This is a genomic window from Paenibacillus sp. 05T425, from assembly GCF_056396205.1.
This window is the reverse complement of record NZ_JBFTLA010000006.1, coordinates 591,783-604,865: the sequence shown is the minus strand read 5'-3', so window position 1 is coordinate 604,865 and position 13,083 is coordinate 591,783. Positions and strand designations below refer to the sequence as shown.

At 49.3% G+C, this 13,083-nt stretch carries 13 protein-coding genes; 6 read left to right on the top strand and 7 right to left on the bottom strand.

What is annotated here, in order from left to right; all coding sequences use genetic code 11:
• The first annotated feature begins 6 nt into the window (after nucleotides 1–6).
• Nucleotides 7–1,104: a low temperature requirement protein A gene (locus AC1DF0_RS16790; protein WP_442051932.1), complete on the top strand. Its 1,098-nt coding sequence runs from the start codon at nucleotides 7–9 to the stop codon at nucleotides 1,102–1,104.
• A gap of 24 nt (nucleotides 1,105–1,128) precedes the next feature.
• Complete coding sequence (locus AC1DF0_RS16785) at nucleotides 1,129–1,698, top strand: DUF1697 domain-containing protein (RefSeq protein ID WP_477574694.1); 570 nt, start codon at nucleotides 1,129–1,131, stop codon at nucleotides 1,696–1,698.
• On the opposite strand, the gene AC1DF0_RS16780 is transcribed toward AC1DF0_RS16785, so the two are convergent.
• Nucleotides 1,699–2,520, bottom strand: coding sequence for an NmrA family NAD(P)-binding protein (locus AC1DF0_RS16780; RefSeq protein WP_477574693.1), 822 nt, complete (start codon nucleotides 2,518–2,520; stop codon nucleotides 1,699–1,701).
• 63 nt (nucleotides 2,521–2,583) lie between these two features.
• On the bottom strand, nucleotides 2,584–3,030 hold the full coding sequence (locus tag AC1DF0_RS16775; RefSeq protein WP_442051929.1) for a MarR family winged helix-turn-helix transcriptional regulator: 447 nt from the start codon (nucleotides 3,028–3,030) through the stop codon (nucleotides 2,584–2,586).
• A 178-nt stretch (nucleotides 3,031–3,208) separates the two neighbouring features.
• On the opposite strand from AC1DF0_RS16775, the gene AC1DF0_RS16770 reads away from it, so the two are divergent.
• The 3 genes from AC1DF0_RS16770 to AC1DF0_RS16760 all read left to right on the top strand — a co-directional run bounded on the left by AC1DF0_RS16770 (nucleotide 3,209) and on the right by AC1DF0_RS16760 (nucleotide 7,519).
• The gene (locus AC1DF0_RS16770; RefSeq protein ID WP_477574692.1) at nucleotides 3,209–4,057 is read left to right on the top strand and encodes an SDR family NAD(P)-dependent oxidoreductase; all 849 of its coding nucleotides are present in this window, start codon (nucleotides 3,209–3,211) and stop codon (nucleotides 4,055–4,057) included.
• Between the two features lie 8 nt (nucleotides 4,058–4,065).
• The gene (locus AC1DF0_RS16765) at nucleotides 4,066–5,580 is read left to right on the top strand and encodes an AMP-binding protein (RefSeq protein WP_477574691.1); all 1,515 of its coding nucleotides are present in this window, start codon (nucleotides 4,066–4,068) and stop codon (nucleotides 5,578–5,580) included.
• 235 nt (nucleotides 5,581–5,815) lie between these two features.
• A complete protein-coding gene (locus AC1DF0_RS16760; protein WP_477574690.1) occupies nucleotides 5,816–7,519 on the top strand; it encodes an ABC transporter ATP-binding protein in 1,704 nt (567 codons plus the stop codon).
• A 115-nt stretch (nucleotides 7,520–7,634) separates the two neighbouring features.
• Here AC1DF0_RS16760 and AC1DF0_RS16755 read toward each other — a convergent pair whose 3' ends face one another.
• From AC1DF0_RS16755 to AC1DF0_RS16745, 3 genes are all read right to left on the bottom strand, one after another.
• Nucleotides 7,635–8,357 (bottom strand): amino acid ABC transporter ATP-binding protein, encoded by a 723-nt coding sequence (locus AC1DF0_RS16755; protein WP_442051258.1) that lies wholly within the window; start codon nucleotides 8,355–8,357, stop codon nucleotides 7,635–7,637.
• Between the two features lie 5 nt (nucleotides 8,358–8,362).
• Nucleotides 8,363–9,016 (bottom strand): amino acid ABC transporter permease, encoded by a 654-nt coding sequence (locus AC1DF0_RS16750; RefSeq protein ID WP_442051223.1) that lies wholly within the window; start codon nucleotides 9,014–9,016, stop codon nucleotides 8,363–8,365.
• A 78-nt stretch (nucleotides 9,017–9,094) separates the two neighbouring features.
• Nucleotides 9,095–9,880, bottom strand: a complete 786-nt coding sequence (locus AC1DF0_RS16745) for a basic amino acid ABC transporter substrate-binding protein (RefSeq protein ID WP_477574689.1) — start codon at nucleotides 9,878–9,880, stop codon at nucleotides 9,095–9,097.
• Between the two features lie 503 nt (nucleotides 9,881–10,383).
• On the opposite strand from AC1DF0_RS16745, the gene AC1DF0_RS16740 reads away from it, so the two are divergent.
• Nucleotides 10,384–11,178, top strand: coding sequence for a TetR/AcrR family transcriptional regulator (locus tag AC1DF0_RS16740; protein WP_477574688.1), 795 nt, complete (start codon nucleotides 10,384–10,386; stop codon nucleotides 11,176–11,178).
• Nucleotides 11,179–11,239: 61 nt separating this feature from the next.
• Here the strand turns inward: AC1DF0_RS16740 and AC1DF0_RS16735 are convergent, their stop codons facing one another.
• Nucleotides 11,240–12,028: an ABC transporter permease gene (locus tag AC1DF0_RS16735; RefSeq protein WP_477574687.1), complete on the bottom strand. Its 789-nt coding sequence runs from the start codon at nucleotides 12,026–12,028 to the stop codon at nucleotides 11,240–11,242.
• A complete protein-coding gene (locus AC1DF0_RS16730) occupies nucleotides 12,025–12,912 on the bottom strand; it encodes an ATP-binding cassette domain-containing protein (RefSeq protein WP_477574686.1) in 888 nt (295 codons plus the stop codon). Before AC1DF0_RS16730 ends, AC1DF0_RS16735 begins: the two co-directional genes overlap by 4 nt.
• Nucleotides 12,913–13,083 lie beyond the last annotated feature (171 nt).

Here is a 13,083-nt window from a genome sequence, read left to right as displayed (position 1 = left end):
TTGTCCATGGCCCATTTTGCCAAAAAAGTAACCTGGCTTGAATTATTTTATGATCTGCTCTTTGTGGCAGCAGTGTCGAAGGCTGGTCATGTGCTTCTGCATGTCGAGCATGACACGATTCCCATTCAATATTTGCTGAAGTTTGTTCTTATTATTGTGCCCGTCTGGTGGGCTTGGGTAGGTCAATCGCTGTTCGTTAACCGGTACGGGGAGGATAGCGTATCCCATCGTGTGTTTCTTATTCTGCAGTTGTTCTTCTCGCTGATTATGACGGCGAGTTTATCCGTTGAGTTCGACGAATATTACTTGACCTTCCTAATCGGTTATGCTGGACTTAGAGCGATGACGGCTATTCAATATTTAGCGGTCAGCAAGCGGGAGAGCGATCATCGCAAGGATACGGCACGATATTTGGGCAGCCGTTTCTGGATCGGTCTAATCATCTCCTCCCTCTCGTTGTTCTTCGATTCATGGGTACGATATGCTGTCCTTTATGCAGGAATAGTCATCGATATGGCTCTGCCGCTTATGGGCAGACGATATTTGGTTAAGACGTCAATCAATACCCATCATTTGCTGGAGCGCTTCGCCTTGTTCACGCTTATTCTGCTTGGGGAAATATTGGTCAGTATACTTGCTGTCTTGCAGTCCAGCGAGTGGACTTGGGAATCCGTTCTATTCGCTGTACTCACCTTCCTGCTTGCTATCGCGGTATGGTGGCAATACTTTGATAATGTCGAGCTGAAGGTGAACAAAAATATAAATACAACGGGACAAATTATTATTTACGGCCATTTGCTTATTTTCATATCACTATGTATGCTGGCGGCGTCCATTCGTCTATTATTTCTAGATCAGCTGGATTACGTCTACATGGTCACGTTCCTGTTCGGTTCGGTGCTGCTTTACTTTTTCTCAACAACGCTTGTATTCCATAAGTATAGACATAGTGATCAGAGACTCGGGACTTCTCATCTTGCTTTATTGCTCGGCGTTCTCGCCGTATTTATTGTCATAAGCTTCATCACGGTATTGCCTAGCTACCTGCTTGTAGGTGAGGTGATGTTGTTCTTCGCCTTGTATGCCAAAGTGACCACGAAATAGAAAGAAAGGGAGAACATCAAACAAATGACGATACATGTTGCGTTACTGCGCGGGATCAATGTCGGAGGCAATAACAAAATGAAGATGGCGGACCTGAGAGCTGCACTTGCCGACCTTGGTTTAGCGAATGTGCAGACGTATATCCAGAGCGGCAATATTTTGTTCGAATCGGTAGAAGACGAAGGTGTATTGCGTGATCGGATTGAGCAGCAGATTCAGAAGGTATTCGGGTTCTCGATCAAGACGATTATTCGAACGGCTGATGAGTTGAGAGCTATCGTTGCGGGCCTTCCGTTCTCGGATGAGCTCATGGCTGAAGCGGAGGCTGGAGAAGGCGAGAGCTTATATGTGACGATGCTGCTTAGCGAGCCGGAGCCGGAGCGTGTCGAAAGACTGCATACATTCGAGACGGACGAAGAGCAATTCGTAATCGCGGGCAAAGACGTCTACTTATTGTTCAAGCAGAGCATTCGCAACTCCAAGCTGGCCGCTCAAGTGGAGAAGCTCGGCGTACTTCCAACGACTCGCAATTGGAAAACAATGAATAAGCTCATCGCGTTAGCCGACGAGATGGCTAATGGGAAGTCGGAATAATTATGGTTTGGGATGAATGAAAGGTTTAATGGTTTCTAGCAGAGAAGTAACCGGTGAGCCAATCAGCCGCTCCATCGCATCCGAGGTTGACGAGGTGTCCAGCTTGCGAAGAAGTCCGTAGATCCAATGCTGGACAGCCGCGTCCTCTCGTACGGTTATGGTTGTTCCCGTCAGCTCGGATAGAGCATTAGCTAGATCGTTGAACTGCCAAGCGGTCGGTACAGTTAACTCGTAGACTCTATTGCTATGAAGCTCGGGCTCGGATAGGACAGAAGCGATCGCCCTTCCCAGATCGAAACGGCTAACGGCATTGAAATGCCAATTCCCCGGGGCAATCACAAGTTCACGGCTTGTTATAGCTGTGTTCAAGTCTAACACGTTAACGAAATCAACGTAGAAGGCATTGCGAAAAAAGGTATACGTCATTCCTGCTGCCAGAATCGTTTGCTCCGTCGCTCTATGCATATGAGCAAGGGAGGCGGTGGACGCTTCCGGATAAGCGAAGCTCGTGTACATCAAATGGCTGATGCCCGCTCTCTTAGCCGCCTCGATGACATGCGAATGCTGACGAATACGAACAAGATCGTCACTATGGGAGCTGGAAATAAGGAGTACATACGTAGCACCTTCGAATGCCTGCGGCAGCGTATCTGGCTGGTCGTAATCGCACCGCTTAACCGTAACTCCTAACTGCTCAAACCGTTTCATCGTACCCGGCTCTCGAACGCAAGCGATCATTTGCTCGGCGGGGAGGCGCGTGAGCAGCTGCTCCATAATGATCATTCCTAATTGGCCATTCGCTCCTGTTATAGCGATTTTCATATCGAATTATCCTTTCTTGTGGGAGATAGTTAATGGCTTAACTAAATGGGCGAGCAAACGACATTACGCTTGGTGCAACTTATGGAGCAACGCGAGCAGTTGATGAAGCTCCTCTTCAGATAACTGTTGCATCTTATTGGAGATAAGTTGCCGATTGTCAGGCAGATGCTGCAGCAATACGCTTTGGCCTTCAGCTGTAATGGAAATAACCGACATGCGTCCGTCGCTGGGATGAGGCTTGCGGCTAATTAAGCCGTCGCTCTCGAGCGGACTGAGCAACAAGCTAATGTTCGATTTGGTTACGCCGATCTTGCGGGCAAGCGTTGAGGGGAGAATCGTGCCGCCCTCCTTCATGATCTCGACGAGAAGACGAATTCGTGCTCCATTCAGCCCTTTGGATTGCCAATATTGCTCCGATACGTCTACTAAGCTGGCAGTTGCCTCTACAAGCGCGAAAAATACTCGGTTGCGCAAGGGCAGATCATGAATAAATTGTTCGAGATCATCCATTCTTTTGTTGCCTCCACATAGTTAAGTGCTTAACTAAATACAGTATATGATTTTATCTCTGGTTTGTAAATAATGGATTTCATAAGTCTTCTGATTTCATTTACAGGTATTGGCAGAGGAGATACAATTACATTCATAAGTTTGGAAGCCGCAGCACGCGTATGAAAGGATGGTGACGATGTACAACTACCGATTACTGGAGAAGCTGTTGTTTTCCTCTGGGGTGCGGCTAAATAGGAGCAGATTGACCGCTGCTCTTCGCAAGAAGACGATTCTGATTACCGGCGCCAGCTCCGGCATTGGGGAACGACTGGCATATAGGCTGGCCGAATTGCCCGTGCATCTGATCCTTGTAGCTAGGCGAGAGGATAAACTGCTCGTTATGAAACAGGAGATGGAGAAGCTGTCTGCACGGGTGAGCATCTATGGCGCTGATCTTCGTGACGCGGACGAACGGGAAGGGCTGCTGTCATTCATTCATCGATTGCCAGACGGACTTGATATCGTTGTAAGCAATGCAGGTTTATCGATTAATCGCTCCATAATGGATTCATTGGATCGAAAACATGATTTTACGAGAACGATGGCGATTAACTATGTTGCCCCAGTAGAGCTTCTGTTGTCGCTCATTTCGCTGCTGAGACGTGCTCAGGGACATATCATCAATATATCGACGATTAATACATCAATCGTTCCTCTCCCGAAATGGGCTGCCTATCAAGCATCCAAATCGGCTTTCGATATATGGCTGCGATCAGCTTCACCTGAGCTGCGCGTATCAGGCATCGCAACAACGTCTATTTACTTGCCGCTCGTACGGACGCCAATGATCGAGCCAACGGCAGCCTATCGCTCCGTGCCTGCGATGAGTCCGGATCATGTTGCGGACATTATTGCAAAATCATTATATACGAGGCGCCGAAGCTGGATGCCTTGGTGGTTGCCGCTTGGTCAGCTTGCTTCGGTTCTATTCAGAGGAACGCTTGAACGATTCGCGGAAAGACGGCTTTGCGGAAAGGAGAGATGATGCTGCCAATGCTGACATTACTGTCGGTATTATACCGAATGAAGCTGCTAACACCCGTCGGCGTGTACCGATTGCTATTCGTTATTTGCAGGTATGGGATCAACCTGATGGCATTGTTGAAGCTTGCTGCCGGCTCGCATCGTCATCGTGTCGCGCTATCAGACGATCATGAGACGTTAACCTATCAGCAGCTGTTGGATCAAGCAGAGTGCCTGGCCGTGCAGCTACGCGAGCAATACGGACTAGGCAACCGCTCGAAGGCAGGTTTGCTTTGCCGCAACCATGCTTCGCTAGTGAAATCGATTTTTGCGTTATCCATGACAGGTACGGATATTTATTTGATGAACGCCGAGATGAGCTCGGATCAGTTCGCGCAACTGCTGGATGCCCATGCGTTCGATTTCCTTATCTATGATGAGGAATTAACAGCGTTCATAAGGCAATCCACCTATAATGGGGCAAGTGTTTTAAGCTATCACGAAAAATTACCCGCCATTAGCAATATGATTCACGGTCCTCTTTCGAGGAGTTCTAGAGGGCAACGCAACTCGAACAGCAAGCTTATGCTGCTCACGGGCGGCACGACGGGAAGAGCGAAGGAGGTCGCCCACAAGCCCTCGTTGTTCCATTACTTGCCGCCTTTCTCGTCGATGCTGGAGAGGCTGCGGCTCTTGCAGTACAAGACGGTCTATATCGCTACTCCGATTTACCACGGATATGGCATTGCTATATTGCTGCTGTTCGTCGCACTTGGGAAGAAGTCGGTCGTTACGAGTATCTTCCAGGCTGAACATGCTTGCCGTCTCGTACGGGAGCATCAGGCAGAAGTGATAACGGTCGTTCCGCTGATGATCGATAAAATGCTCCGAGCAAGCAATTCCGGAGGAGATTTGAAGTCGCTTGCCTGTATCGCGTCAGGAGGGGCGGAGCTCAATCCGAGACTGGCGGAAGAGGTGTCTGCGAAGCTGGGAGAGGTGCTGTACAATCTGTACGGCACATCGGAAGCGGGACTATGTATCATCGCGTCGCCGCAAGATTTGGATGCGGCATCAGGCACGATCGGCAAGCTCATCGAAGGCGTGGGATTGAAAGTGCTGGATGGGAGCATGCATGAAGCAGCGGCTGGCGTGATTGGACAGTTTTGCGTAAAAAGCGGGTCTACTTGGATCAAGACGGGCGATATGGGCTATCGGGATGAGAAAGGTTACTTCTTTCTGAAAGGAAGAGCGGATGATATGATMGTTTCGGCTGGCGAAAATGTGTACCCGAGCGAGCTTGAGCATATTCTGTTCCAGCATCCTTTCATCGAATATGCCGCCGTCGTTGGCGTTCCGGACGAGCAATTCGGCCAGCGGTTGAAGGCGGTCGTTCAGCTTAAGGCAGGCACCGAGCTTAACGCGGAGACGCTTATCGAATGGCTGCGACCGAGAGTCGCGAGATACCAGATGCCAAGAGAGATCGTATTTGTTGATAGAATTGCCTATACTCCGCTGGGCAAGGTTGATCGCAAGCAATTGCATTGAACGAAGTACGATTTTGGCGCAGCCGAGACCTCTTTAGATCCGTCAAACGGCGGTCGTAGAGAGAGATTCGGAAGAGCGCCTTTTATTTTTGTTAGCCATATAGATGATTAGCGCGGAAATTTGTCCAAAGAATAGTTTGAAATTGTCCATTGGCTTATCGTCCAAATACCGTTATAGTATTGAGTATGATAATCATTATCGAAAAAAAGGGTTAACGAGAGGAAGGAATTTACAAATGCTTCGTCGTTTTTTTGAGTATTATCGTCCTTACAAAGGTTTATTTATTTTGGACTTTTCTTGTGCCATATTGGCTGCGCTGCTTGAGCTTGTATTTCCGTTAGCGCTCAATCGGGTTATTGACGATTTGCTGCCAAGCGGCAAGTGGGACACCATCGTCTATGCATGCTTGGGTCTGCTGGGCGTATATGTTATCAGTGCGCTAATGCACTTTGTAGTTACATATTGGGGCCATAAGCTCGGTATCAACATCGAATCGGATATGCGCAAGAAGCTGTTCGACCGAATCCAGAAGCTCAGCTTCGGATTTTTTGATAACAATAAAACCGGTCATCTTGTCTCCCGCATGACCAACGATCTGATGGATATCGGGGAAATCGCCCATCATGGTCCAGAGGATATGTTTATCGCCGTCATGACCCTTATGGGCACGTTCGGAATTATGCTAAGCATCAACTGGCAGCTTGCCGTGTTGACCTTCATCATCATTCCGCTCATAGTTTACTTGTCCTTATATTTCAGCCGCAAAATGTCGCGCGCATTCGATAGTCTGTTCGCGAATATTGCCGATTATAATGCGCAGGTGGAAAACAACGTAAGCGGAATTCGCGTCGTTCAAGCATTCTCGAACGAAAATCACGAAATTAAACGTTTTGCGGTGCAAAACGAAAACTTCCGTCTTAATAAGCTGCTCACTTATCGGATTATGGCATGGAATTCTTCGATAAGCTTTATTTTGATGAAGCTTATTTCTTTATTCGTAATTGTCGTCGGCGCATGGTATGTGATGGAGGACCGTATGTCTTACGGCCAGTTCATCGCCTTTGTCATGCTGTCGAACATGTTCCTTCAGCCGATTAGACAAATCAATTCGTTCATTGAATCGTTCCCGAAAGGGATTGCCGGTTTTAAGCGATACTTAGAACTGCTCGAGACGGAGCCGGACATCGCCGATGCGCCGGATGCCGTAGCGGTGAGCAAAGTGAAGGGCGATATCGCATTCAAAGGCGTCAGCTTCGGCTATGAGGAGCGGCCGGACGTACTGAAAGGCATCGATCTGTCGGTGCGCGCCGGCGAGACGATCGCCTTGGTCGGTCCTTCGGGAGCCGGCAAGACGACGTTATGCAGTCTGCTGCCAAGGTTCTACGAGGTGACGGGCGGAGCAATTACGATTGACGGCATCGATATTCGAAAGATGACGCTGGAGTCTCTGCGCTCGCATATCGGCATTGTACAGCAGGATGTATTCCTGTTCGATGGTACGATTAGAGATAATATCGCGTACGGCAGATTGGGCGCATCCGAAGCGGAATTATGGGAAGCTGCCCGCCGTGCTCAGCTCGAGGAGCTGATCGCCTCCCAGCCAAGCGGGATGGATACGATTATCGGGGAGCGGGGGGTTAAGTTGTCCGGCGGGCAGAAGCAGCGTCTATCCATTGCCCGGATGTTCCTCAAAAATCCTTCCATTCTCATCTTGGACGAAGCGACCTCGGCGCTCGATACGGAGACGGAAGCGGCGATCCAGCTGGCGCTATCGGAATTATCGAACGGACGGACGACGCTTATTATCGCGCATCGTCTGGCAACGATCAAGAACGCCGACCGTATAGTCGTTATAGCCGACCAAGGCGTAGCAGAGCAAGGCAAGCACGAAGAGCTGCTTAGCGTCGGCGGTGCGTATAGCCGCTTGCATCGCGCATAAGGCTTAAGGTAGTATAAGCTCTAACAACGGTGCTGGAATCGGCAATATATAATAACAGGCTGCCTTAGTCTTAGTGACTATAAGGCAGCCTTTTTCATTTCAATCACTGGAGGAACTATAGAACCTTAGATAAGAAAGATTTTGTCCTGTCGTGCATGGGATTATCGAACAGCTGCTCTGGAGTTCCTTCCTCAATGACAACCCCTTGCTCCATGAAAAGAACGCGATCACCGATCTCGCGGGCGAAACCCATCTCATGCGTAACGACGACCATCGTCATTCCCTCGCTTGCAAGCTGCTTCATGACAGTCAGCACTTCGCCGACCATTTCCGGGTCAAGCGCGGAGGTTGGTTCGTCGAACAGCATAATGGACGGCTGCATAGCGAGCGCTCTTGCGATAGCCACTCGCTGCGCTTGTCCCCCTGACAAAGAGAAGGGACGAAACTCAGCCTTGTCCGTCAGGCCCACCTTCTTCAATAGCTCTAGCGCAATCGCACGCGCGGCTTCCTTCGATTGCTTGCGGACCTGGACCTGCGCAAGCATAATATTATCGATGACAGACATATGCGGGAACAAGTTGAATTGCTGGAACACCATGCCGATATTCGCCCGAATGGCAGGCATAGGAACGGTAGGATTGCTAAGCGATTGACCATCGATTCGAACATCGCCGCTTTGCGGCTTCTCCAGACCGTTCAAGCAGCGCAGCAGTGTTGACTTTCCCGAGCCGGAAGGTCCGATGATGACGACGACTTCCTTCGTATTTACATGAACGTTAACATCATGAAGCACCGGATTATTGCCGTACGCCATCGTTAATTTATTCACTTCGATAATCGGATTCAATCTTCCAGCCTCCTTTCTATCGATGCAAGCAGCTTGCTTAACGAATAGGTAAGGATGAGATAGATGAAAGCTGCTGCTAGATAGGGCTCCCATACGCGGATATATTGGCCGCGCATCGCATTGCTCCAGTACATAATTTCCGGCGCCGCGATTAACGCGACAAGCGAGGAATCCTTAATTAGCATAATGAACTCATTGCCGAAGGCGGGAATGGTTCGTTTGATCGCTTGGGGAAGGATGACGAAGCGCATGGCTTGTCGCTTCGTCATGCCAAGCGAATAGGCGGCTTCAGTCTGTCCTTTGTCGATCGACTGAATACCGGCTCTATAGATCTCTGCCGTATACGCGGCTGAATTAAGAGCTAGCGCGGCAACTGCCGAGACGATAGAGTTCGTATGCCCGATAAACAGAGGCACAAGTCCGAAGTGCACCATTAAGATTTGCACATAAAGAGGTGTGCCGCGGAAGAAGTGGATATAACCGCTCATCGGCCAGCTCAAATACCATTGGGAAGACAGTTTGCCAAGCACGACAGTTAGTCCAAGCAGGGAGCCGAGTAAAATAGAAAGAATCGAGATGCCTATCGTAAGCAATGCGCCTTTCAATAGAAGCGGAAGGTAATCGATGATAATATCGAAGCGGAAATCCAAGTGACGCCCTCCTTATGTAGGAACGTATTCATTTGCAGAAGAGGCATGCGCAACATTCCATTTACGCATGCCTCCCTATTATTTCGCATTCAGTACATTATCGATATTCGGCTCATCGCCAAACCACTTTTTATAAATTTCGGTATATGTCCCGTTCTCCAGCACGGTCTTGATGGCCGGGTCCAACTTCTCTTTCAGCTCGCTGCCCTTCGGATAAAGAATGCCGTAGAACTCGGGCGCGAACTGCTCGGGATCGAGAATGCCTTTGAATTTCTTGTCCGGGTTGTTCTTTAGATATTCGCGAACGATGGCGATGTCCGCTACAACGGCGTCAACGCCGCCGCTATCCAGTTCCAACAGGGCAACCGCATTGCTGTCGAACCGCTTCAGATTCGGATTATCGCCGCCCATGATGTCAACCATTAACGTTTCAGCTGTGGTGGACGATTGCACGGCTACTTTTTTGTCTTTCAGATCAAGAGCGCCTTGAATGGGACTGTCCTCTTTGATCATAATCATATTCGTGGATTCAAAGTAAGGGATGGAGTAATCGTACGATTGCTTACGCTCGTCTGTAATCGAAATGCTTGATATGCCTGCGGCATAATTGTCACCGCTCTGGACTTCCGTTAGCATAGGATCCCAGCCCGTATTGTCGAGCTTGTAATCAAGATCTGCTTCCTTCATGACCGCTTCAAGAAAATCAATGTCGAAGCCGGTTATTTTGTCTTTGTCCATGTACTCCATTGGCGCATAAGCCGCATCCGTCGCGAACTTATAAGTCGTTCCGCCGCTGCCGGAGCTGCAGCCTGCCATAATTGACACCAAACATACAGCGAGTAAAGCTACCGTTCTTCTCCCCATAATCCACTCTCCCTAATGGTTTCATTTTCGCTCGCATACAGCTAATTCATGATATGCAGAGCGATAATCTATCATGATTTTAGCAGAAAATAATAGAGCTAGCTATGTCCATGTCAAATAATATTACATAAGGATGTATTCAAATAAGCTTGTTGAAACATCTCTGATTTCCTCAGCGCTAAGGTTCATCAAGCAGGCGAACCAAGTTCGGCTCCAAGCTCGAGCGGCGGTGACGATATTATTGGGAAGCTGGAGAGGCTGGCCAAATTAAGAGAGCAAAATTTGCTTAGCGAAGCAGAGTTTAACGAGCAAAAGAGACGGCTATTGGGATAATCGTAATAGCGCTTATTCATAACTATTTAAGTAAAAGAACGATCTCCAAAGTCGTGTAATAATGACTTTTAGAGATCGTTCTTTTTTGTTGAGTGAAACGCTGTGATATACTGTTTGTGATATAAACTGTTTATAGACATAACGTGACGGGTGCTGGGGGAGTACTGGGTATGAAAAAGGAAGACCAATGGGAAGACGAAAATAGTCCTATACATACATTGCCTCATGGCGTGAAGCTGAGCTGGGGTTATGTCAAGCGGCAGAAGAGAGGACCGAAGGGCGAGCTCAGCATAAAGCAGATCGTCGATACGGCGATTGAAATCGCGGATAAAGACGGTTTATTCGCTTTGTCGATGAACCGGGTGGCCCAATCACTCGGCTACTCTACGATGTCACTGTATCGATATATTACGGCCAAAGAAGATTTGCTTATTTTGATGCAGGAGGCCGTGAGCGATATTGAAATACCTGACGAAAAGGAGGGGGAGGATTGGCGCGAAAGCATGCGTCAATTCGTGCGCGAATTGATGCGCGTGTATCGGAAGCATTCGTGGTTTGTGGACATTCCCATCATGGGAGCTCCTATGACGCCTAACCAATTGCGATTCGTCGATTGGATGCTGCGGGCGATGCGCGATTTTCCGCTGAGCGACGCCGAGAAAATATCAGTTATTTTGCTGATTAGCGGCTATGCGAGGTCGGCAGGCATTCTTCAGCGCGACATGGACAGGATGATTGGTGCAGGCTCAAGCGAGGAAGCATTCAGTGGTCTAGCCTTTACGTCTGCTCTTAAGCAGCTCGTAACACCTGATCAATTTCCATATTTATCGGGTGTTGTCGCTTCAGGCGTTTACACGGGGGAGAGTGGAGACGCAGGTCCGATTGACGATGACTTCGATTTTGGTCTTGAACGTATCCTTGATGGCATTGCGGCCTATCTCGCTCAACAAAATACTAATCGTTGAAAATATTAAGAAGGGCTGCACCGTCATCGGACGGTGCAGCCCTTTGTAATTAAAACGGGTTCTATCTGCGTGCAACTTTGCGATGGAAAGTCCAAAAGCTCCAGCCGATGGCAATGAGCAGAATGAGCATGCTCCATCCGGCTGCGAGCCAGGCGCTGTTGTCGATTGGCGTGCCGGTGAGCAGTCCGCGAATCGTCTCAATGACGGGAGTTATCGGCTGATTGTCGGCAACTCCGCGCATCCACGTCGGCATCGTATCCGTAGGAACGAAAGCGCTGGAGATATAAGGGAGGAACAGCAATATGAAGCCGTATCCACTAGCTGCGGACGGATTGCCGCTGGCAAGCCCGATTGCTGCGAATAGCCAAGTAAAGGCAATAATAAACAATGTGATCATACCTAGCGCGGCGAGCCAATCCTTCGCGTCGGCTGTTGGGCGGAAGCCTACGAGATAGGCGACGGCAATGACGATGGCGGTTGCGATCAGGTTGCGTATAACGCTTGCCACAACATGGCCGGTTATGACGCTAATACTCGGAATCGGCATCGTTCGGAATCGGTCTATAATGCCGTTCGTCATATCTTCGGCAACATTGACCGCAGTCGAAGATGAACCGAAGACGGCGCATAACAGAATAATGCCGGGAACGACATAATTAACATAATTGCCTGTTGTATCGATTGCTCCTCCGAATACGTAAGTGAACAACAGCATGAGCATGACGGGCAGGATGACGGCCATAAGCATCGCTTCGACATTGCGCAGGCTTAGACGAACGCTCCGGCCGATGAATACGACATTCGTAGTGAGGAATGATGCGGATGGAACAGCCTTGTTAGACGTCGTCATAGCGTTACCGCCTCCAATTGTGTTGTCGTAAGCGCAAGGAATACGTCGTCCATGCTCGGCTTGCGCAGACTTAGCTTGGCATTTCCGGAAATCGTCAAGGAGGGATCATTGATCAACTGCCGCAGATGCTGAAGCGTGCCGTCGGTTGGGATGCTCCGAATCAGCGCATCGTTCTCGTCGCGCAGCTCGAGCACTTCCGTACCGACGCGCGACTTCAATTGTCCGGGAGTGCCCGTTGCGACGATGCGGCCACCGGATATGACGGCAACGGTATCTGCCAGCTGATCGGCTTCCTCCAAGTATTGTGTGGTAAGAAAGATCGTAACGCCGCGTTGCTTCAGCGAAAGAATAATCGTCCATAGGGCGCGGCGGCTGGTTGTATCGAGCCCTGTCGTAGGCTCGTCGAGAAACAGAATAGGACGATCGACGACGAGGCTGGTGGCAAGATCAAGCCGACGTCGCATGCCGCCGGAATAGCTCTTGACGCGCTTGCCCGCTGCCGCAGTCAAATCGAAGCTTTCGAGCAGCTCGGCCGCCCTTGCACGGGACTGTGAAGGCGAAAGCCCGGAGAGCCTTCCGATCATGCGTAAATTCTCTTCGCCGGTAAGCATTTCATCGATGGCTGCGAATTGGCCCGTCAGACTAATAGCGCTCTTGACCGCATTTTTGGCATTTGCTACATCGCTGCCGAACACGCGGGCAATGCCTTCATCTGCTGCGACAAGCGTCGTTAAGATATGAATGAGCGTCGTTTTGCCGGCTCCATTCGGGCCAAGTAAGGCAAAGATCGTTCCGGCTGATACGGCAAGCTCGATGCCGTCTAGAACGACCTGCTTGCCGTAGGTTTTGAGCAGTCCTGTTACTTGAACGGCTAATTCACTCATAGAAACACTCCCCTTATTTGTTTTTATTGCGTATTATATAAACAGTATAGTTCGTAAGCAGTAATGGTGCAATACATTACTTTATGCGGCTGTTGGGAAATTATAGCCGCCATCTCAAAAATAATAAGGTATAATAGTGACCAAGATGGGGGCGGCATAACCGTCTCCGTT

Excerpts from the sequence above, each read along its gene's own strand:
- AC1DF0_RS16790 (WP_442051932.1), top strand. The coding sequence starts at position 7 with ATGGCCCATTTTGCCAAAAAAGTAACCTGGCTTGAATTATTTTATGAT.
- AC1DF0_RS16785 (WP_477574694.1), top strand. The coding sequence starts at position 1,129 with ATGACGATACATGTTGCGTTACTGCGCGGGATCAATGTCGGAGGCAAT.
- AC1DF0_RS16780 (WP_477574693.1), bottom strand. The coding sequence starts at position 2,520 with ATGAAAATCGCTATAACAGGAGCGAATGGCCAATTAGGAATGATCATT.
- AC1DF0_RS16775 (WP_442051929.1), bottom strand. The coding sequence starts at position 3,030 with ATGGATGATCTCGAACAATTTATTCATGATCTGCCCTTGCGCAACCGA.
- AC1DF0_RS16770 (WP_477574692.1), top strand. The coding sequence starts at position 3,209 with ATGTACAACTACCGATTACTGGAGAAGCTGTTGTTTTCCTCTGGGGTG.
- AC1DF0_RS16760 (WP_477574690.1), top strand. The coding sequence starts at position 5,816 with ATGCTTCGTCGTTTTTTTGAGTATTATCGTCCTTACAAAGGTTTATTT.
- AC1DF0_RS16745 (WP_477574689.1), bottom strand. The coding sequence starts at position 9,880 with ATGGGGAGAAGAACGGTAGCTTTACTCGCTGTATGTTTGGTGTCAATT.
- AC1DF0_RS16740 (WP_477574688.1), top strand. The coding sequence starts at position 10,384 with ATGAAAAAGGAAGACCAATGGGAAGACGAAAATAGTCCTATACATACA.
- AC1DF0_RS16735 (WP_477574687.1), bottom strand. The coding sequence starts at position 12,028 with ATGACGACGTCTAACAAGGCTGTTCCATCCGCATCATTCCTCACTACG.
- AC1DF0_RS16730 (WP_477574686.1), bottom strand. The coding sequence starts at position 12,912 with ATGAGTGAATTAGCCGTTCAAGTAACAGGACTGCTCAAAACCTACGGC.